The organism is Campylobacter sp. MIT 99-7217, from assembly GCF_006864365.1.
In the GTDB taxonomy this organism is placed as follows: Bacteria; Campylobacterota; Campylobacteria; order Campylobacterales; family Campylobacteraceae; genus Campylobacter_D.
The window spans coordinates 37849-56859 of the sequence record NZ_QHLJ01000010.1 but is presented as its reverse complement, the minus strand read 5'-3'; the positions used below and the strand labels follow the sequence as shown (position 1 = coordinate 56859).

Genomic DNA, 19011 nt, shown 5'->3' with positions numbered 1-19011 from the left:
TTTTAAAGTTTGGGAGTTTATTTCTTGTCCTGATTGATAAGCAAAGGCATTTGCATTTACAACAGAAGCATCAAGCTTATAAGTTGAAGCCCCCCCCCCCCATTTTCTATCGTAGTATTTGTTTCTGCAAAAAGCAAAGAAGAAAGAACGATAGAAAAACAAATTTTCTTTTGAATATCCATGAAACTCCTTTTATTTTGATAAAAATTATAAAAACTAAGATAGAATTATAAGCTTATGATACTTAAATTATCTTTAAATTTATATACACAAATGCATTCATTGAGAAATGAAGAAAATAAGAGTAGAAAATAATAAAATCAGTGTATTTTCCTAGACTTTTTAGTTGTAAGCTTTCTTGGTTTTACTTCATCATCTTGAGTATTGCTTAAAAGATGACAAAACTTCAAGCCATAAAGATAAATCACCCAAGAAATATAAATCCACACAAAGAAAAACAAAAGTGTAGAAAAAGAGCCATAGATATTTGTATAAGTTTTATTATACACGACATAATACACAAAAATATTTTTACTGATATACCATATCATCGAACTTCCAAAAGAAGTAAGAGCTAGAATTTTAAGCTTTGATTTTGCAGAAGAGCTAGAAAACGAGACAAAAAACAAAGCCCAAATGATAACAAAGGGCAAAATTTCAAAAAAGTTAAATCCCACCTCAAAATCATCTAAGGTCTTTTGAATATAGTTTGATATATAAAAACTAAGCCCAAGCCCTAAAGGAGTGAGCGTTATCAAGGTCCAATGCGTGCTTATACTTTGCCAAAGGGTTTTGGGTTCATTTTTTGTGATACGATTAACCACAAAATCATAGCTTGAAAAAAAGGCTAAGGTTGTAAAAGCGGTAGCCACAAGCCCAACTATACCTAAATTTACGCTATTTTTTAAAAAGGTATCAAGATAAGTAGAGATAAGATCTTGTTGTGCTGGGATCAAGAAGTTAAAAATCAAACCCTTGATCTTTGTATAATACACCTTAAAACTTGGAATTTGGGTAAAGATAGAAAAGCACACAAATAAAATCGGTATCAAAGAAAGCATAGTATAAAAACTTAAAGCTGCCGAATAAATAAAAAGTTCCTTATCTCGCAACTCCTTAATAAACCGCCAAATTTGAGACACAGCATTATTCCTTTACTCATCAATTTTAAAGCAAAATTATATCAAAACTTACTTAAATCATACTATATGAGTTTTTAAGAGTGTAAAAAAGTAAAAATTTACAATAAATTTAAAAACATTTTTCAAAAATAAAAGAAAATTTAATTTACAAAAAGTTACAATACAATAAACACAAAAATTTAAAAGGTCTTGTTTATGAATACAGCAGATGTTTATACCTATAAGAATCCTATAGCAAGAAAGCTTGGAAAAAGTCTTGTATTTTGGGTTTTTATTGGGCTATTTTTGGGGATTATTTTTGGTTCTATTGGAAGTTTTTATGATCCAAATTCAAGCTCTTCGGTGGTTCAGTTTTTTCATGATTTTTCCGTAGCCTCTAAAAAATACACCATAGATCCTTTTATCAAGGGCTTGAAGCTTCTTATGGGTCCTATTATCTTTTTAACCATCATCACAGGTATTATTCGTTTAGAGGATCTTAAAACTTTAGGGAGTTTAGGCTTAAGACCTTGATTTATTTTGAAGTAATAAGCACTTTTGCTTTAATTATTGGCGTTTTATTTGGAGAACTTTTACAGCCGGGAGCCAATATGCATTTAAACGCAGCTAACCTTGATAGTGCCAGCGTTTCAGGCTATATAGAAAAGGCAAGTTCAGTTCCGCAAACAGCTGGTGCAGAAATTTATCATATCCTAATCAGTGCCATTCCACACGACCCTATAAGTCCTTTTGTTGAGGGCAAAACCTTGCAAGTTTTAGTTATGGCTTTAGCTTTAGCGATTTTAATCTCTTTTATGAAACCAAGTTTCAAAGAAAAAGCACTTCATTATTTTGAAAGTATGCAAGAAACTTTCTTTAAGGTCTTAACCATACTCATTTGGTATAGCCCACTTGCGACCTTTGGAGCTATGGCGTTTTTGATAGCTAAATTTGGTTTTGCTTCTATAGGTGGTATGGCTATGCTTTTAATCACTATGGCTTTAGCCGTTCTTGCTTTTATTTTTATTATATTAGGTTCGGTTTGTGCGGTAGCAAAGATAAACATTTTTAAATTTATGCGTTTTATTTACAGAGAGGTTTTAGTCGTCTTTGCTACTTCAAGCAGTGAAACCGCACTCGCACCACTTATGAGAAAGCTTGAAAAAGCAGGCATTCAAAAAGCAAGTGTGGGTCTTATCATCCCAACAGGATATAGTTTTAATCTTGATGCGACAAATATTTATCTAAGCTTAGCAGTTATTTTCCTTGCTCAAGCCTTTGACATACCTATAAGCTTGGAACAAACAATCACGCTGATTGTTATTTTAATGATTTCATCAAAGGGTGCTGTTGGTGTTACCGGAAGTGGATTTATCGTTTTGGCTGGGACACTTTCAGCTCTTACAAGTGCTGATGGAACAAGCATCATACCTGCTGTAACTGTGGCTGCGATTTTGGGTATTGATAAATTTTTAAGCGAAATGAGAAGCGTTGGAAATCTTTGCGGAAATGCTGTTGCTTGCGTGATAGTAAGCATATGGGATAAAAAGGTGGATATGACAAAATTTCGCTACGCACTTGATCATCCTAATGAATTTAGGGTAATGTAAGTTAAATTAATTTAAAAACTCAAATTAAATAAAAAGGTAAAATATGGACTTAAAAACATTAAGAGAGGAAAAATTTACAAGCTCTAAATTTATAAAGCTAAAACACTACAAATACGAAAAAAACGGCAAAGAATACACTTGGGATTTCATTGAATCTATGGATAGCGTAGCTATACTTTTATATCACAAAACTAAACAAAGCTTCGTTTTTGTGCGTCAGTTTCGAATTCCTTTGTATGATTATCAAAAAAGAAACAATATAAAGCTTGATAAAAATGAGCTTGGATATAGCATAGAACTTTGTTCTGGTCTTGTGGATAAAAATTTAAGTCTTGAAGATATAGCTAAGGAAGAATGCGTTGAAGAGCTTGGATATATGCCAAAGTCTATAGAAAAAATTTCTGATTTTTACTCTGGTTTTGGCTCTGGCACGAGTAAGCAAAGCCTGTATTTTGCCGAGATAGATGAAGATGATAAGATAAGCAAAGGAGGTGGAATAGATGATGAGGAGATAGAAAGTGTTTTTGTAAAAGTTCATGAATTTGAAAATTTTAAAGAAAAAATCATTCGATCAACAACACTTGACTTTTCTTACCTATGGTTTATGAAATTTAAAGCCCAAAAATATGGGCTTTGATCATTTCTTTTCTTCTTCTTGAGGATCTTGCACAGAAGTAGAATCTGTTTCTTGTGGAGCTTTTTCTTCTACTTTTTCATCTTTTTGCGGTGCTTTATTTGCTTCTACCTTGCTAGATCTAATATTGCCACTTGTTTCTTTTTGAGCAATTTCAATCATATCCTTAAATATCCCAAAGAGTTTAACAGAACCTTGCTCAGCATAGGTACATTTTTCAATAATCGCATCTGCATGAGCAAGAGCATCTTGCTTAGCAAGTTCAATAGCACTATTTATGCACTCATGAACTCTTGCGTGTGGCTCATTGATCTGTGGAAACATAACATTATGACCAAAACGAGCCTTACCATCTCCTACAACCCATTTACCAAGTCTGCAAGAAAAATGATCACTAAGTTTATTGCCTGAATGGGCAAAAATTTCTTTATAGCCATTGAGTTTAAAAATAACATGATCAAGTTTTACCAAGGACACAAAGGCTTCTGAAACAATATTTGTCGCATTGATATTATTTTCTGCTGCTTGATCTTTAAGCTGACGAAACTTGTCAGAAAACTGCATAATATGATCATTTGAATCCATTGAAACTTTTTCTACCTGTTCGCTTTGAGCAAACATTTCATTTGCATTTTGCTTAAGCAAATTGATATTCATTTCAACCTCAGCTGTTGCTTTTTGAGTTTTTTCAGCAAGCTTTCGAACCTCATCGGCAACAACAGCAAATCCTCGTCCATGCTCCCCTGCACGGGCAGCTTCAATAGCAGCATTTAAGGCTAAAAGATTAGTCTGATCAGAAACATCTTTAATTAAATTAATAACATTAGTGATCTCATCAACGCTTCTGTGCAGTGTCCCAGCTGTATCGCGTGATTTATTAGTAGATTCTATGATATTTCCCAAAGAATCATTTATGGAATTTGTAATCTCATCAAGATTTTCCATAACCTCTAAAGATGAATTAGAAGAAGTTGAGATTACCTCAGCCTTATTGACATTTGCAAGCATATCTCCTTGCACAACAGCTATACCTTCCAAAGCACCCGAAAGCATGACACTAAGTAATTTATTGTGTAAAGTATCTTCAGCTCCATTTTTATTTGAGGCTTCAAGTTGTTCTTTTAGCTGAGAATTTTCTATCCTAAGCTGCTGAATCTGAGCTTGGAGTTTTTGAATTTCTGCAGATGTATTATTTGCTGAACTTGCAGAATTTTTACCTAAACCAAACATTCTTATCCTTTATGCTATTTTTTATAATTTGCCAAATACACGCCTAATTCTTCTTTGATACGCAATTTTTCTTTCTTCAGCTGTGAAATTTCCATGCTATCTAAAAAAATTCTTCCCTCTTCAGCGTCTTTGATCTTATCATCAAGTTCATTGTGTTTTTCAAACAAACTATCAAATCTTCCATCTTTACCCTTAAGTTCGGTCATCAACTCTCTATACTCATGCCACATAAAAGCTCCTTTTAAACTTGTTATTGTGAGAGATTATATCTAAAATGTTACATTTTTGCAAGTAAAAACAAGAAATATTTAATATAAAATAAACAAAATATCGTCTAAGAGTAAGTGTAAAGGGATTTTAAGGAATTAATAATCCCTTAAAAATTATTTAGAATTTTTTCTAAGAGTTCTTAAAGTAGAAGCTGCAACCTTGATCTTTCTTGTAGTGCCATCTTCTAAAGAAACACGGATAGTTCTTAAATTTGGCAAAAAGCGTCTTTTTGTTTTATTATTAGCATGAGAAACATTGTTGCCCACCATTGGTCTTTTTCCTGTGATTTGACAAGTTCTTGACATTTTTCTTCCTTAAATTTTATTAATTTTCAGCGTATTCTAACAAAAAAAAACTTAAAAATTTCAAATATTTATATTTTTTTTATACTTTAAAGTGTAAAATTCCTAATTTTAATCACTTTAAGGTAATGAAAATGTATGTAGCACCAAGTCTTTTATCGGCAAATTTTTTAAAACTTGAAGAAGATGTAAAAGCTGTGTGCGAAGCTGGGGCTGATTTGCTTCATATTGATGTTATGGACGGACATTTTGTCCCAAATTTAACCTTTGGTCCTTGTGTCATAAAAAACATACAAAAAATTTCAAATACCCCTTTAGATGTGCATTTGATGGTTCAAAATGTAAGCTCTTTTGTTGATATGTTTTTACCCTTAAAGCCAAAATTTATCAGCTTTCATATAGAAGCAGAAAATCACCCCATAAGACTTTGCGAACACATTAAAAAACAAGGTGTTAATGCTGGCATAGTGCTTAATCCGCATACACCTATAAGTATGATGAAACATTTGATTGATTATGTGGATTTAGTCCTTTTAATGAGCGTGAATCCGGGTTTTGGCGGACAGGAGTTTTTACCCTTGGTGTATGAAAAAATTAGCGAATTAAGAGAGCTTATAGATAAAAAAAATGCAAAGGTTTTTATCGAGGTTGATGGGGGAGTAAATGGACTTAATGCTTCAAATTTAGAAGAAGCTGGAGCTGATATTTTAGTAGCTGGAAGCTATATTTTTTCCTCAAAAGACTATAAAACAGCCATTTCATCTTTAAAGCTTGAATTTTGAGCAGACAACAAATTGATGAGCTAATCGCTAAGCTTGGCAAAGAAAGTAAGCCTTATAATTGGCTCAAAGAAGAAATTTCTAAGATCGAAGAACTTGAATTTATGGATTTTGATCTTGATATGTTGGAGCTTTTAGGACTTGGAATTTTCCTTAATGCTAATAATGAAATTTCTTTAAAGACAAGAACAACCAAGATCAAAGAAGAAATTTTTTGCGTAGTGGATATAGAAACAAGTGGAAGCATTAGAAGTGGGCAGATCATAGAAATTGGTGCTGTTAAAATTCAAAACTCAAAAGAGATCGCCCGCTTTCAAAGCCTTATAAAAGCTACTGATATACCGCCAAATATCGAAGAGCTTACAGGTATAAATCTCACCATGCTAAAAAACGCTCCAAGCCTTGCTAGCGTGCTTAATGAATTTAGAATCTTCCTTAAAGATAGTATTTTCGTAGCTCATAATGTAAATTTTGACTATAATTTTATATCAAGCTCTTTAAGTGCTTGTGATTTTGGCATACTTTTAAACAAAAAGCTTTGCACCATAGAGCTTGCTCGCAGAATCATCTTATCAGAAAGATACGGACTTGATAGCTTGAAAGAAATTTTAAATATCAATACCCCTCATCACAGAGCCTTAAGCGATGCTCTAGCAGCAAGTGAAATTTTAAAATACTGCCTTTCAAAACTGCCAAGACACATAAAAACTACAGAAGAACTGATAGGCTTTAGTAAAAGTGCAACACTTAAATCAAAACTTGCCCAAGCACAACAATCAAAGCTTTAAAACCTTGCTCACCCTAGCAACATCATCGCTTTTTGCCAAACTTAAACGCACTATGCTATCTTGAAGTGCTTTTAAAGAATGCGGAATCTTTGCTTCAAGACAAATCATATCAAGCTCTTTGAGTAAAAACTTCTCATCTTTTACAACAAATTCAAGCTCACCTTGTAAAAGCTGAACACTGATATCATAAGGGGCGATATGCTCTTTCATAATGCTATCTTTTGGCATAATGATTTGAATTTCCTTGCTGGAATGATTTTGTGCTAAGACATTTATACTGATATCTTTTTGTGTGAAATTTTCATTTTTCCATGAAATAACTTGCATTTTTAAACTCCTTTAATCCATAACTAAACGCATAAGCGTTAAATCCTCGCCACTAACGATCTTATAATGCGTGCTTTTACAATGCGAGCACTCGAAAACATTTTCTTTTAAAACGCTTTTTTTATCACAATCAAGGCATAAAATTTCAAGCGGGGCAAGCTCTAAAAAAAGCTTAGAATTTTTGCAAAGCTTTGAATTTTCTTTAAAGGTTTCAAAACATCTTTGAAAAAGATCGGTTTCAACCCCACTTAAACGCCCAATTTTCACATAAATTTCTTGCACGCTTCTAGCATTGTTGTTTAAGGCATTTTCCTCGCAAAGCGTGATCAAGGCTTCTACTATACTAAGCTCGTGCATTTAAAATCCTAGCAAATTCGAGGCAAAAGCTCGCCTTTTGGAGCTTCTAAAAATCTTTTTGCTCCAAAAGCATTTTGCAAGATGACGCGTGCTTTTTTTTCCTTTAAGACCTCGCCGATTATATTTGCGTTTGGGTTAAATTTTCTTAAAATTTCAAGGGCTTTTTGCTCATCTTCTTTTTCAACGCAAAGCACAAAAGTACCTTCATTTGCAAGCTCATACGCTTCATAACCAAAAAGCTCACAAATCCCCATAACTTCATCTTGAATGGCAATTTTTTCCTCATAAACTAAGATATCAAAGCCACTTTGCCTAGCCCATTCGTTTAAAACCGCACTAAGCCCACCACGCGTTGCATCACGCATACAAACCACCCTTATCTTTGCTTCAAGCAGGGCTAAAACCTCTCCCGTAAGGCTTTTGCAATCACTTTTTATATCAGCCTCAAGTTCATTTCTTTGCACCAAAACAGCCCCACCATGCCTACCAATATCGCCTGAAAGCAAGAGGCTAAGCCCTTCTTTTATGTTTTTTGTTTCTTTTTTGCAAAGCACTTCGCCAAGGCAGGTGGTGTTGATATAAAGCAAATCGCCCTTGCCCTTAGGAACGACCTTAGTATCGCCACAAACTACCTTGACGCCTGCCTTATCACACTCTTTTTTAATGCTTTTTAAAATTTGCTCAAGCTTTGCAAACTCTAAACCCTCCTCGATAATAAGACCTAAACTAAGATACAAAGGCTTTGCTCCGACCATCAAAACATCATTTACCGAGCCACAAACGCAAAGTTTTCCGATATTTACTTCCTCGTTCAAAAAAAGCGGACTTAGGGTGAAATTATCCGTGCTGATGGCTAAATTTGAGCCTAAGTTTTCAAGCAAGGCACTATCATTTGCCTGGTTTAAAATTTCATTATCAAAAAGCTTAAAAATAAAGCTTACAAGCTCATTCATTTCCTCGCCACCGCCTCCATGAGCTAAGCTAATTTCTTTCATTCATTTACCTTTGAGTATTTATAATACGCCGCGCAAGCTCCCTCGCCTGAAACCATGCAACTTCCAATAGGCGTTTTTGGAGTGCAAGCCTTGCCAAAAACCTTGCAATCATAAGGCTTTGCTACACCCCTTAAAATTTGTCCGCAAATACAAGCCTTGCTTTCGTTTTTGCTTTCCACTTCGCAGTCAAATTTAAGCTCAGCGTTATATCTTGCAAACTCATCTTTTAGCCTAAGCCCACTTTTTTTAATCTCGCCAAGCCCTCTAAATTCAAAATCACATTCATCAAAATAACACTTTACAAGCTCCTGTGCTTTGAGATTTCCCTCCTTGCTTACCGCTCTTTGATACTGGTTGAAAACCTCAAATTTGCCCTCATTTTTTTGACGCACGATGTTTAAAACACTTTGCATGATATCAACAGGCTCAAAACCACTTACAGCAATGGGCGTTTTATAAAGCCTAGCAATGTCCTCGTAAATCCCCCAGCCTGTGATAACGCTTACATGAGAAGGACCTAAAAAGGCGTCGATTTTGACATTTTCATCATTCATAATAGCATGGATTGGAGCTGGAACGGTGATGTGATTGATATGAAAAAAGACATTTTCAAGCCCTAAATTGATGACCTTTTCTAAAAGTAACGCTGTCATTGGCGTTGTCGTTTCAAAGCCTATGGCAAAGAAAATGATATTTTTATCTTGATTTTGCTCAGCGATTTTAAGCACTTCTAGTGGAGAATACAAAGCCCTTACATCACAGCCCTTAGCACGAAGCTCAAGCAAAGAAAATTTACTTCCAGGAACTCTTAAAAGATCGCCCAGCGTGCAAAAAATGGTGTTTGGCATGGCTGCAAGCTTGATCGCCATATCTATACGCTTGCGTGGCATGACACACACAGGACAGCCTGGACCATGCACGAAATTTATACCCTTTGGCAAAATGCTAGGTAGGGCATATTTCATAATGCTATGCGTATGCCCTCCGCAAATTTCCATGATATTTATGGGTGCTTTAAGCTCTTTTTTGATCAGTTCATTAAAGGCTAAAATCGTATTTTTATCTCTAAATTCATCGATGAAATTCATTAAGACCTAGATCTCCTTCATCTGCTGAAATTTCGCCATTTTGCATTTTTGAAACGATTTCTTGGTAAGTTTTAATGCTTTCTTTGGCAAAATCTTTGTCGATCTTTTCCATGGCAACGCCTACATGTATAAGCACAAAATCACCTATTTCACAAGCTTCTGGGACAAGATCAAGGCTTACTTTTCTTTTTACGCCCAAGGTTTCAACTAAGGCATTGTTAAACTCATCAATTTCTAGAATTTTAGAAGGGATTGAAAGACACATTAATTCATCTCCTTTTTAAGCTTCAAATACTCAAACCAAGTGTTTAAATTTGTGCCATTTTTTGCATCAAGAACCAAAAAATCTGCTTTTGGATTAAGCTTCTTGCACTCAGCCTTAGCCTTTTGTATATCAAAGTCAAACAAAGGTGCTAAATCAGCCTTTGAAATGATCACCAAATCAGCCTTTTTAAACATCACAGGATATTTTGCCGGCTTATCATCGCCTTCTGTTACGCTAAGTAGCACGACATTTAAATGCTCGCCCAAATCATAGCTTGCAGGACAAACCAAATTCCCCACATTTTCAATAAACAAAAAATCACTATCCTTTAAATCCAAATGATGCAAAGCCTTATGCACCATGAAAGCATCTAAATGACAGCTTTGCCCTGTGGTGATTTGAAAGGCTTTTGCACCTGCTTTTTGCACTCTTAAAGCGTCATTTTCAGTTTCTAAATCGCCCTCAATCACCGCAAATTTAAACTCATCTTTTAAGGCTTTTATGGTGCTTTCTAAAAGCGTGGTTTTGCCACTTCCTGGTGAACTCATGAGGTTGATACAAAGCACGCCAGCTTCATCAAAATGAGCCTTATTGTGCCAAGCCTCCTCGTCGTTTTTACTTAAAATTTTACTGATCACTTCAACGCTTTTGCTTTCATTTAAGATAGGGTGATCATGTGTGTGTTCGTGAGAATGTTCATGCGAATTTAGGGAACAACCGCAATCTTTACACATCTTAGCTCCTTTATTTTTGGATACATTGTAACTTTAAAATGATTAAAAACAACTTTATAAACTTGAGGCAATAAGCTCAAGCGGGCTTTTAAACACGGCCTTTGTGCCATTTTGCTCTAAGGCATTTGAAATTTGCATTCTACAAGCTGAACATTCAGCACTCACAACGCTTGCCTTAGTTTTTTCTATATCTTTTGCCTTTAAAAGCCCTACTTTCAAGGACTTTTCGTAATTTTCAAGCTGCATACTCACGCCACCAAAGCCACAGCAAGTATTTTGCTCGCTAAGCTCTATTAGTTTGAAATTCGCATTTAAAAGGGCACGCGGTTCTTTAAAAACGCCTTGCATTTTTCGTGCATGACAAGGATCATGATAAGTGATCAAAAGCTCATTTTTATCCCTTTTTTCAAGCAGTTCTTTAAGCGGGGTAAAATCATGAAAATACTTTGTCGCAAGATAAATTTTACTCGCTACTTTCTTGGCTCTTTTTGCCCAAAGCTCATCTTTTTGAAGCTTGAAAAAATGCTCATAATCAACATTTAACATCGCCGAACAAGTAGCCTCAGGCACGATAATAGCTTCTAAATTTTCAAGCTTTTTTTCAAAATACGCGATATTTTTCTTAGCCAAATCCTCAACCCTCTTAAAATCGCCCGTAAAATACTGAGGCGCTCCACAACAAACCTGATCCTTCATCAAATCCACATTAAGCCTTAGCTCTTTTGCGATCTTAAGCACCGCTTTTGCCGTGTCTGTGTAAGAATAATTTGACAAACAGCCCACAAAAAAGCCTATACTTTTACTTCCGCCATTGTCGATAAATTCAGGATTTTCACTCAAAAAGCTTTTTTTGCTAAGGCTTGCTAAAAATCTTCCCTTTTTGATCAAAGGTAGGGAAAATTTCGCTCTCATGCCTGAATTTTGATTTTCTTGATCTTGAATTTTAAAAGCACAGCTTTGAAAAACAAAGCCTAAACGAGCGATAAAATCAAGCACCTTTCGCTTGCTTAAAAGGTAAAAAGCAAGCCTTTTATACCATGCAATGCCAAATTTATGAGCAATTTCAAAACGAACAGCCTCGATCGCACTATCAACTCTAATATGAGAAGGACAAGCCTCAACGCAGTTTGTGCATAAAAAACAGGATTCAAAAATCTTTTTAGCGTTTTGATCAAGGCTTAGTTCGTGGCTATTTACGGCTGAGATTAGATCCAAAAAACCGCGTGGGCTAGTTGTTTCATCAGCATTAATCTTATGTATAGTGCAATTTGGAATGCACTTGCCACATTTAACACAGCTTTCATAAAATTTGCTTGTATCTAGGAGCATTTCACACCGTTTTAGAAAAGACTTTCTTATCTTCGCTGATATTTTTAAGATAAGCATCAAAGCACATAGCGATATTTCTTATCAGCAAAACGCCTGTTTCATTCACTTTTATATGCTTTTCATCTAAACTTAAAAAATCCTTATACTCATCTAAAGCCACCAAATCTTGCTTAAAATACTCTTTGAAACTAATCTTAAATTCATCTTCTATCTTTTTTATATCTAAGGCAAAATTTGCCATCAAGTCCATAATGACAGCTTTTCTGATCCTATCATCTTCGCTTAGCAAAACACCTCTTTCAAAAGGCAAATGCCCCTCATCAATCATTTTTTCATAGCTTGGCATATCCTTGAAATTTTGCGCATAATGAGCTTGCCCCTCGCCTATGCTCGTAAGCCCTACTCCTATCAAATCCGCTCCACCTTTAGTGGTATAACCTTGAAAATTTCTATGCAAAGTCCCATTTTCAAGTGCTTTAAAAAGCTCGTCCTCAGGCTTTGCAAAATGATCCATACCTATCATTTTATAGCCATTTTCAGTCAAAAACTGCTCGCAAAACTCTAAAATTTGAAGCTTCACATCAGGGCTTGGCAGGGTGGTTTCATCAAATTTACGCATGTTTTTTTTAAGCCAAGGAACATGAGCGTAATTAAAAATCGCAAAGCGATCAGGATTTATAAGCAAAGCCTTTTGTAAGGTGTTTTTAAAGCTTTCAAGACTTTGAAAAGGAAGTCCATAAATAAGATCCATATTTACAGAGTTTATCCCTCTTTGACGCACCATTTTAACGGCATTTTGCGTAAGCTCAAAGGGCTGAATTCTATGAATTTCTTTTTGCACCTTTTCATCAAAATCTTGCACCCCAAAGCTAATGCGGTTAAAACCCTGCCTTGTCAAAACTTCAGCTTGTTCCTCGTTTAAAAAACGCGGATCGATCTCGCAACTTATCTCAGCTTCCTTATCAAAATTTACAAAAATACTTTTAATCTTTAAAATCAAGCTTTCAAGCTGTTTAGCACTGAAAAAAGTAGGCGTTCCGCCACCAAAATGCATTTGAACGACTTTTCTTTGCGTATTTGTCTTATCTTTTAAAAGCTCAAGTTCTTTAAAAATATAGCCCAAATAACGCTCTTTGCTTTCTTCTTTTGCCGTATAAATCACATTGCAACCACAAAAATAACAAGCCGAGCGACAAAAAGGCAAATGAAAATAAAGCGATAAATCCTGAGTTTGCTCTCTTAAAATTTCAAGATATTTTTCATAGCTAAATTTATAGCTAAACTCCACAGCCGTAGGATATGAGGTGTATCTTGGACCTGCTTTGGAGTATTTTACAAAGGCTTTGTAATCTCTCATTGCACGACCTTAGCCAAACTTTGCATATCCATAAACAAATTTGGGTGCTGTTCTTTGATCTTTGAAATGAGCTGCTCAAGATTGATATTAACCTCTACAAGTCCTTGTTTTGCTTGCTTTTTGATCTCGTCCATAGCCACAACCCAAACATCGTTAAAATCAATAGGAATTTGCTGATAAATAGCCTTTTCAAGCTTAAGTTCAAAATTTTCTTTTTGTAAATCTTTCAAGCCCTCGAGCATATTTTTAAGACTTTGAAGAGAAATCATCGTGTGGATTTTATCTTCTTCATCAACGACGAACCAAGGCTCAGGAGCTTGCCAATGTCCGCTTTTTAAGCTTAAAGTTTTTTCATTTTCGTTGTTTGTTTTAGTGATTTCTAGCACGGTTTGATCGGCTTTTTTGATACCTAAACTTTTTCTAAATTTATCGATTTTTTCAAGACAGGAGTCTTTTTTTTCAAGCTCTTTCATCAATTTTCCTTAAAAATAATCTTTCATTTTATCAATTTTTGCCTTAAAATTTAAGCTTATTTTACTAATAAAAAGATAATTTTTAGCTATAATCTCAAAAATATTTTCATTTCAAGGTTAAGAATGACTCAGGCAAAAAAAACTCAAGTAAATAATGAAGAAAAGCTCAGTAAAGTCCTAAAAGGTATAGCCTTGGCTTTGTTTTTTCAAATCATTACCCTTCTTATATCATTTTTTTATCTTCATGCCTCATTTAAGGTGTCTGTTTTGTTAAGTATAGTAGCCTTTTTGGTTACTCTTTGGACTAACAAAGCCTTGCCTATTGGCGTAGTTTCACTTTTACCTATCATCTTGTTTCCTAGTTTTGGTATCCTAGATACACATAGTGCAACGGCAAATTATGCTAATCCTATTTTGTTTTTATTTTTAGGTGGCTTTATGATCGCAGCTGCAACTGAAAAAATAGGACTTCACAAAGTTATAGCCAAAACTTTTTTGGATAAATTTCCTAAGACTCCAAAGGGCGTGATCTCAGCACTTGCACTAGCTTGCGTTCTTTTAGGGTCAGCTCTTTCAAACTCAACAGTAGCCTTGCTTTTACTTCCTGTTGCTATGAGCATTAGCGAAGATCCTTTTTTAAGGACCCGTTTTTTGCTTGCTATCGCCTTTGCAGCAAGTATTAGTGGGATTACAACGCCCATTGGTAGCCCTCCAAATTTGATCTATCTTGGCTTTTTAGAATCAAGTGGGCTTGAAAGCATAGGCTTTGCTACTTGGATTTTTATGATGCTACCTTTAACCCTACTCATGCTTGTAGCTATGGTTAAGATCCTTTCTCGCAATACCAAGGACATGCAACTTGACTTAAGAGCTTTTGAAGATGTAAAAATCAACAAAAAACACAAAAGAATGCTTTTTTTCTTACTTGCTCTACTTGTTGTGCTTTTTTTAAATTCGCCAATTAAACCCCTGTATAATGGCTTAGGACTTAATGAAAATTTGATCTTGCTTTCCTTTGGCTTAATGATGTTTTTACCTAAGATAGGCTTTTTGACTTGGAATGATTCAAAGTCTATTCCTTACGAGCTGATCTTCTTGTTTGGTGCTAGCTTTTGCATAGCCACTGCCTTTTCTCAAAGTGAGCTTGGTGGGGCTTTTGAAGAATTTTTCCTACTTTTTAAAGATACCCCTTTTATATTTTTTATACTTTTTGCTTGTTTTTGGGCTATCATCTTAACAAGTTTTTTATCAACAACGGCTCTTATTGCCATCATTTTACCTATCATCAATGTCGCAACAGGCGGTTTTTTAACAGAAGAACAAAGGGTTTTATCTATGCTTGTGATGACAATATGTGCAAGTTTTTCTTTCATCGTGCCAATTTCCACACCGCCAAATGCCCTAGTTTTTGCACAGGGTGGAATTAGTGCTTGGGACATGGCTAAGTATGGCTTTTTGCTCGCTCTTGCTGGGGTATTTTTTGTAGCGATTTTTGCTCTTGTGTATTGGAGATGGTTTATTTAGAATTTAGTCTCTAAGAGACTAAATTCCTCTAAATTTATCCAAAAAGCACAAAACAGCCTTTACCACATGCAAGCGGTTTGTTGCCTCGGTAAAAATCACCTCGCTATGTGCTTCAAAGACTTCTTCGCTTACCTCATAGCCTCTGTAAGCTGGCAAGCAGTGTAAGAAAATCGCCCCCTCATTTGCCACGCTCATAGCCTTGTTATCTACGATAAAACCCTCAAAATCCTTAAGTTTTTGTACCTTTTTAGCTTCCTCGCCCATAGAAATCCAAGTATCAGTAATCACCACATCTTTTCCCTTTAAAGCCTCAAATTTATCGTGAGTGATAAGAATTTTTGCCCCACTTTTTTTAGCTTCATTTTTGGCAAATTCTAAAATTTCGGCATTGATAGCATAGTTTTGCGGGATAGCAAGAGCGATTTCAAAACCAAGTATAGAAGCAGCAATGAGCCATGAATTTGCCATGTTATTAGCATCGCCGATAAAGGCTACTTTGCCCTGTTTATTAAACTCTTTTATGGTGAGCAAATCTCCAAGCACTTGAGTTGGGTGGTAAAGATCACTTAAACCATTGATAATAGGAGCTTTAGAATACCTTGCAAACTCTAGCAAGCTCTCATGAGAATTTACCCTCAGCATAACAAAATCCACCATAGACCCGATCACTCTAGCCGTGTCCTTGATAGGCTCGCCGCGGCTTATTTGCAAGTCATTTGAGCTTAAAAACAAAGACCTTCCGCCAAGCTCCTTAATGCCAAGCTCAAAAGCCATTCTCGTGCGTGTGGAGTTTTTTTCAAAAATCATCGCCAAACTCTTATCCACCAGCAGTTTTTTAGGCTCTTTTTTAATAGAGCTAGCAAAATTTATAAGCTCTAAAATTTCTTCTTTGCTAAAATCCCTTAAAGTCAAAAAATGTCTCATCAATCTTTCCTTAAATTTTTATTTTTATGCTCTTTAATTACCCTACGCACATCGATAAATACGAACTTGAGCAACCCCCCCCCCCCAAGCGTTATTACAAGCTTTTATGAGGGCAGATCCAAGCTTATAGCTTAAATGCTCTTTAAATTTCAAAGCCTCTTTATAATCTTTAAATTCTTCAAGCCTTAAAGGCTGCGGGATAAGACCTTGTTTGATATTGATTTCTTGGACTTTGGCTTCAAATTTATGTTCTTTTGAAATTTGATACAAGATAAAAGGTAGCTTAAAATAGCCTTTCAAAGACTTTGAATTGCTTATCATCGCACTGCCTAGCTTATATGAAAGCTGGTTTTTCACTCTTAAAACTGCTCCATTTATTTTAGCTGGCTCTTTTATCGCTGGCTTAGCTGCTGGCTTTGGCTTAAGCATTTCGAATTTAAGCTCTTTAAAAGGCGTTTTGCTCTCATCTTTGTAAAGCTCGCACTTGCTTATATCACTATCTTCAAACAAGGCAAAGCGGTTTTTATGCGTGTTGTTGTAGATATAATCATACACAAACTCAAGCTTTTCATAAGCACTTTCAAGCTCATCTAAACGCTTATCAAGCAAGCTTGGATTTAAAAATTTATCCTTTTCGAAGTCAAATTTAAAGTCATCTTTATGCATAGATGAAAACTGAGCTGTTTTATCCTTATCCCACCTTTGGGCAATAGGATCTTCTCTACTCCAAAAAATATCTTTTTTAAGATAGCGACTAGGATTTCCAGCATAAATAGCATTTGAAAATTTCAATCCAGCGTTAATACTTTTCGCACCCAAAACACTGCCACTTCCAACCAAACTTCCCTTTAAAACTCCTACTTCTTGAGCTATCCAAACATGATCTCCTACAAAAATGCTTTTACTATGATTTATGCGTTTATAAGAATTCTCATCAAAAATCAAATGATGATCACATGTTAATAGCCAAATACTCCAAGAAAACATACAATCATCGCCTATGATAATACTTTTTCCTTCACAAGCTCTATAAGTTACACCATTTGTAGTGCTATTACACCCAACATAACAAAGCCCATTGGTTATGATACTAAAAGAACCATTGCTCCAGCCTCCACCGGCATGAAAAAGCAAGCCATTATCGCCATAAAAAGTAACATTAACATTAGTGCTAACGCCAGCAAGAAAAAGAATGTTGTTTTTACCCTTAAAATCAAATTTAAGATTTCTTTGCAAGCTTAAATCGCCGTAAATTTTATTGTTATTTGAGTCTGTGAGAACTTGCATTCTAATCCCTTGCTTTTAACATTCTAGCCAGCTCTTTAGCATGATAAGTGATGATGAGTTTAGCACCAGCTCTTTTAAAGGCTATCATCGTTTCAAAAAGCACCTTTTCATAATCAATCACCCCAAGCTTAGCCCCAGCTTTTAAAAGTGCGTATTCGCCGCTTACATTATAAACGCAAATTGGCAAAAGCGTGTTTTGACTAAGCTCTTTGACCACATCAAGATAAGCAAGTGCTGGTTTTATCATCAAAATATCAGCTCCTTGAACCTCATCTTCGAGGCTTTCAGCTAAGGCTTCTTTGCCGTTAGCAAAGTCCATTTGATAGCTCTTTCTATCTCCATAACTAGGGGTTGAATCAGCCACTTCCCTAAAAGGACCATAATAACTTGAAGCAAATTTAGTCGAATACGCCATGATAGGCAAATTTTCAAAGCCATTTTCATCTAAAGCCGTGCGAAGCGTGCTTATAATGCCGTCCATCATGCCACTTGGTGCTATCATATCAACCCCGGCTCTTGCATGAACTAAGGCTTGTTTGGCTGAAATTTCAAGCGTAGCGTCATTATCCACCTCCTTAGTGCAAGGATTTATAATGCCACAATGCCCATGATCTGTGTATTCACAAAAGCAAAGATCGCTGATGATAAAAAGTTGTGGAAATTTAGCTTTGATTTGTTTGATAGTGCTTGCGATAAGCCCCTCATCATCGAGTGCATCACTTCCTATGCTATCCTTTTTATCCTCGCTCACAACGCCAAATAAAATGATCGCTTTAATGCCAAGCTCTAAAAGCTCTTCGCACTCTTTTAAAAGCTCATCAAGGCTTAGTTGAAAGACGCCGGGCATGGAGCTTATCTCATTTCTTACGCCCTTGCCAGCCACCACAAAAAGCGGATAGATCAAATCTTGTGTGCTTAGGGAGTTTTCCCTTACCATAGCCCTTAAATTCGTATTTAATCTCAATCTTCTAAATCTTTTAAACATCATTAGTCCTTTTTGTGTAAAATTGCGATTTTAACATAAATTTAATAAGAAAGAGTTTTGAATGCAGGTAAAAATTTCAAATATCGCAAATTTACCAAGTCTTTGGGGGGATTTTAAAATCCAAGCTTTTAAGGAGGGAGAGAAAGAACATTTATGCATATTTAAAGGAGAAATTAAAGACACTTTGAATTTAAGAATTCACTCAGAATGTCTAACAGGCGATGCTTTGGGAAGCTTGAAATGCGATTGTGGACCCCAACTTCAATATGCGTTAAAATATATCAGCGAACATGGCGGAATGGTGATTTATCTAAGACAAGAGGGGCGTAATATCGGGCTTTTTAACAAGGTTAATGCCTATGCTTTGCAAGACAGCGGACTTGATACTATAGAAGCAAATTTAAAGCTTGGTTTTAAGGCAGATGAACGCACTTATGAAGTGGTGGAATTTATCTTAAAGCACTTTAATATCAAAAAGATCAATTTACTTACCAATAACCCTATAAAACTAAACACGCTTACTGATATCGAGGTGCTTGAAAGATTGCCCATTATCATCAAGGCTAATTCTCACAATGAGGGCTATTTAAAAGTAAAACAAAAGCAAATGGGGCATTTGCTGTAAAATTTGA

Annotated in this window: 21 protein-coding genes and 2 pseudogenes; 6 read left to right on the top strand and 17 right to left on the bottom strand. The window is 35.5% G+C overall.

All coding sequences use genetic code 11. The annotated features are described in order from the left end of the window. Nucleotides 1-320 precede the first annotated feature (320 nt). Entirely contained in the window at nucleotides 321-1142 is an 822-nt protein-coding gene (locus DMB92_RS08110) for a YihY/virulence factor BrkB family protein (RefSeq protein ID WP_142682557.1), read from the bottom strand. 195 nt (nucleotides 1143-1337) lie between these two features. Between DMB92_RS08110 and DMB92_RS08105 the strand changes: the two are divergent. Further along, nucleotides 1338-2731 (top strand): annotated as a pseudogene (locus DMB92_RS08105) (cation:dicarboxylate symporter family transporter). Between the two features lie 43 nt (nucleotides 2732-2774). After that, complete coding sequence (locus DMB92_RS08100) at nucleotides 2775-3368, top strand: NUDIX domain-containing protein (protein WP_142682556.1); 594 nt, start codon at nucleotides 2775-2777, stop codon at nucleotides 3366-3368. Here the strand turns inward: DMB92_RS08100 and DMB92_RS09565 are convergent, their stop codons facing one another. From DMB92_RS09565 to rpmB, 4 genes and pseudogenes are all read right to left on the bottom strand, one after another. Continuing rightward, nucleotides 3369-3929, bottom strand: a complete 561-nt coding sequence (locus tag DMB92_RS09565) for a CZB domain-containing protein (RefSeq protein WP_409513406.1) — start codon at nucleotides 3927-3929, stop codon at nucleotides 3369-3371. A gap of 6 nt (nucleotides 3930-3935) precedes the next feature. Then, nucleotides 3936-4181, bottom strand: a pseudogene (locus DMB92_RS09560) (methyl-accepting chemotaxis protein); the annotation flags it as partial. A 428-nt stretch (nucleotides 4182-4609) separates the two neighbouring features. Then, on the bottom strand, nucleotides 4610-4825 hold the full coding sequence (locus tag DMB92_RS08090) for a YdcH family protein (RefSeq protein WP_142682554.1): 216 nt from the start codon (nucleotides 4823-4825) through the stop codon (nucleotides 4610-4612). A gap of 153 nt (nucleotides 4826-4978) precedes the next feature. After that, nucleotides 4979-5170 carry a 50S ribosomal protein L28 gene (gene rpmB, locus DMB92_RS08085; protein ID WP_142682553.1) on the bottom strand — a complete coding sequence of 64 codons (192 nt, stop codon included), beginning with the start codon at nucleotides 5168-5170 and terminating at the stop codon, nucleotides 4979-4981. 131 nt (nucleotides 5171-5301) lie between these two features. Between rpmB and rpe the strand changes: the two genes are divergently transcribed. Together rpe and DMB92_RS08075 are read left to right on the top strand one after the other, a co-directional pair. Then, entirely contained in the window at nucleotides 5302-5949 is a 648-nt protein-coding gene (rpe, locus tag DMB92_RS08080) for a ribulose-phosphate 3-epimerase (RefSeq protein WP_142682552.1), read from the top strand. After that, nucleotides 5946-6734, top strand: a complete 789-nt coding sequence (locus DMB92_RS08075) for a 3'-5' exonuclease (protein ID WP_142682551.1) — start codon at nucleotides 5946-5948, stop codon at nucleotides 6732-6734. The genes rpe and DMB92_RS08075 overlap by 4 nt, the downstream gene beginning before the upstream one ends. Here DMB92_RS08075 and DMB92_RS08070 read toward each other — a convergent pair. The 9 genes from DMB92_RS08070 to DMB92_RS08030 are packed head-to-tail and all read right to left on the bottom strand — an operon-like array spanning nucleotide 6723 to nucleotide 13659. Beyond that, nucleotides 6723-7061: a cupin domain-containing protein gene (locus DMB92_RS08070; RefSeq protein WP_142682550.1), complete on the bottom strand. Its 339-nt coding sequence runs from the start codon at nucleotides 7059-7061 to the stop codon at nucleotides 6723-6725. The genes DMB92_RS08075 and DMB92_RS08070 overlap by 12 nt on opposite strands. Before the next feature lie 12 nt (nucleotides 7062-7073). Then, nucleotides 7074-7418, bottom strand: a complete 345-nt coding sequence (locus tag DMB92_RS08065) for a hydrogenase maturation nickel metallochaperone HypA (protein WP_142682549.1) — start codon at nucleotides 7416-7418, stop codon at nucleotides 7074-7076. An 8-nt stretch (nucleotides 7419-7426) separates the two neighbouring features. Further along, the gene (hypE, locus tag DMB92_RS08060) at nucleotides 7427-8413 is read right to left on the bottom strand and encodes a hydrogenase expression/formation protein HypE (protein WP_142682548.1); all 987 of its coding nucleotides are present in this window, start codon (nucleotides 8411-8413) and stop codon (nucleotides 7427-7429) included. Then, complete coding sequence (gene hypD, locus DMB92_RS08055; protein ID WP_142682547.1) at nucleotides 8410-9501, bottom strand: hydrogenase formation protein HypD; 1092 nt, start codon at nucleotides 9499-9501, stop codon at nucleotides 8410-8412. Before hypD ends, hypE begins: the two co-directional genes overlap by 4 nt. Further along, nucleotides 9485-9766: a HypC/HybG/HupF family hydrogenase formation chaperone gene (locus tag DMB92_RS08050; RefSeq protein WP_142682546.1), complete on the bottom strand. Its 282-nt coding sequence runs from the start codon at nucleotides 9764-9766 to the stop codon at nucleotides 9485-9487. The genes hypD and DMB92_RS08050 overlap by 17 nt, the downstream gene beginning before the upstream one ends. Further along, nucleotides 9766-10500, bottom strand: a complete 735-nt coding sequence (gene hypB, locus DMB92_RS08045) for a hydrogenase nickel incorporation protein HypB (RefSeq protein ID WP_142682545.1) — start codon at nucleotides 10498-10500, stop codon at nucleotides 9766-9768. The genes DMB92_RS08050 and hypB overlap by 1 nt, the downstream gene beginning before the upstream one ends. Nucleotides 10501-10554: 54 nt before the next feature. Then, nucleotides 10555-11829 carry a (Fe-S)-binding protein gene (locus DMB92_RS08040; RefSeq protein WP_142682544.1) on the bottom strand — a complete coding sequence of 425 codons (1275 nt, stop codon included), beginning with the start codon at nucleotides 11827-11829 and terminating at the stop codon, nucleotides 10555-10557. A gap of 1 nt (nucleotide 11830) precedes the next feature. Next, nucleotides 11831-13186, bottom strand: coding sequence for an oxygen-independent coproporphyrinogen III oxidase (gene hemN / locus DMB92_RS08035; RefSeq protein ID WP_142682543.1), 1356 nt, complete (start codon nucleotides 13184-13186; stop codon nucleotides 11831-11833). After that, nucleotides 13183-13659 (bottom strand): DUF2603 domain-containing protein, encoded by a 477-nt coding sequence (locus tag DMB92_RS08030; protein ID WP_142682542.1) that lies wholly within the window; start codon nucleotides 13657-13659, stop codon nucleotides 13183-13185. The genes hemN and DMB92_RS08030 overlap by 4 nt, the downstream gene beginning before the upstream one ends. Before the next feature lie 123 nt (nucleotides 13660-13782). On the opposite strand from DMB92_RS08030, the gene DMB92_RS08025 reads away from it, so the two are divergent. Next, nucleotides 13783-15183, top strand: coding sequence for an SLC13 family permease (locus DMB92_RS08025; RefSeq protein WP_142682541.1), 1401 nt, complete (start codon nucleotides 13783-13785; stop codon nucleotides 15181-15183). Between the two features lie 18 nt (nucleotides 15184-15201). Here DMB92_RS08025 and argF read toward each other — a convergent pair whose 3' ends face one another. From argF to hemB, 3 genes are read right to left on the bottom strand one after another with little or no spacing between them, the layout of a single operon-like run. Beyond that, complete coding sequence (argF, locus tag DMB92_RS08020) at nucleotides 15202-16107, bottom strand: ornithine carbamoyltransferase (RefSeq protein ID WP_142682540.1); 906 nt, start codon at nucleotides 16105-16107, stop codon at nucleotides 15202-15204. Nucleotides 16108-16149: 42 nt separating this feature from the next. Further along, nucleotides 16150-17394, bottom strand: coding sequence for a hypothetical protein (locus DMB92_RS08015; RefSeq protein WP_142682539.1), 1245 nt, complete (start codon nucleotides 17392-17394; stop codon nucleotides 16150-16152). A gap of 1 nt (nucleotide 17395) precedes the next feature. Then, nucleotides 17396-18379 carry a porphobilinogen synthase gene (gene hemB, locus DMB92_RS08010; RefSeq protein ID WP_142682538.1) on the bottom strand — a complete coding sequence of 328 codons (984 nt, stop codon included), beginning with the start codon at nucleotides 18377-18379 and terminating at the stop codon, nucleotides 17396-17398. A gap of 61 nt (nucleotides 18380-18440) precedes the next feature. Between hemB and ribA the strand changes: the two genes are divergently transcribed. Next, nucleotides 18441-19004, top strand: coding sequence for a GTP cyclohydrolase II (gene ribA / locus DMB92_RS08005; protein WP_142682537.1), 564 nt, complete (start codon nucleotides 18441-18443; stop codon nucleotides 19002-19004). Nucleotides 19005-19011 lie beyond the last annotated feature (7 nt).

Coding starts and splice junctions, on each gene's coding strand:
- argF (WP_142682540.1), bottom strand. CDS start 16,107: ATGAGACATTTTTTGACTTTAAGGGATTTTAGCAAAGAAGAAATTTTA.
- rpmB (WP_142682553.1), bottom strand. CDS start 5,170: ATGTCAAGAACTTGTCAAATCACAGGAAAAAGACCAATGGTGGGCAAC.
- hypB (WP_142682545.1), bottom strand. CDS start 10,500: ATGTGTAAAGATTGCGGTTGTTCCCTAAATTCGCATGAACATTCTCAC.
- DMB92_RS08025 (WP_142682541.1), top strand. CDS start 13,783: ATGACTCAGGCAAAAAAAACTCAAGTAAATAATGAAGAAAAGCTCAGT.
- hemB (WP_142682538.1), bottom strand. CDS start 18,379: ATGTTTAAAAGATTTAGAAGATTGAGATTAAATACGAATTTAAGGGCT.
- DMB92_RS08070 (WP_142682550.1), bottom strand. CDS start 7,061: ATGCAAGTTATTTCATGGAAAAATGAAAATTTCACACAAAAAGATATC.
- DMB92_RS08100 (WP_142682556.1), top strand. CDS start 2,775: ATGGACTTAAAAACATTAAGAGAGGAAAAATTTACAAGCTCTAAATTT.
- DMB92_RS08040 (WP_142682544.1), bottom strand. CDS start 11,829: ATGCTCCTAGATACAAGCAAATTTTATGAAAGCTGTGTTAAATGTGGC.
- ribA (WP_142682537.1), top strand. CDS start 18,441: ATGCAGGTAAAAATTTCAAATATCGCAAATTTACCAAGTCTTTGGGGG.
- DMB92_RS08050 (WP_142682546.1), bottom strand. CDS start 9,766: ATGTGTCTTTCAATCCCTTCTAAAATTCTAGAAATTGATGAGTTTAAC.
- hemN (WP_142682543.1), bottom strand. CDS start 13,186: ATGAGAGATTACAAAGCCTTTGTAAAATACTCCAAAGCAGGTCCAAGA.
- rpe (WP_142682552.1), top strand. CDS start 5,302: ATGTATGTAGCACCAAGTCTTTTATCGGCAAATTTTTTAAAACTTGAA.
- DMB92_RS08030 (WP_142682542.1), bottom strand. CDS start 13,659: ATGAAAGAGCTTGAAAAAAAAGACTCCTGTCTTGAAAAAATCGATAAA.
- hypD (WP_142682547.1), bottom strand. CDS start 9,501: ATGAATTTCATCGATGAATTTAGAGATAAAAATACGATTTTAGCCTTT.
- hypE (WP_142682548.1), bottom strand. CDS start 8,413: ATGAAAGAAATTAGCTTAGCTCATGGAGGCGGTGGCGAGGAAATGAAT.
- DMB92_RS08065 (WP_142682549.1), bottom strand. CDS start 7,418: ATGCACGAGCTTAGTATAGTAGAAGCCTTGATCACGCTTTGCGAGGAA.
- DMB92_RS09565 (WP_409513406.1), bottom strand. CDS start 3,929: ATGCAGTTTTCTGACAAGTTTCGTCAGCTTAAAGATCAAGCAGCAGAA.
- DMB92_RS08015 (WP_142682539.1), bottom strand. CDS start 17,394: ATGCAAGTTCTCACAGACTCAAATAACAATAAAATTTACGGCGATTTA.
- DMB92_RS08090 (WP_142682554.1), bottom strand. CDS start 4,825: ATGTGGCATGAGTATAGAGAGTTGATGACCGAACTTAAGGGTAAAGAT.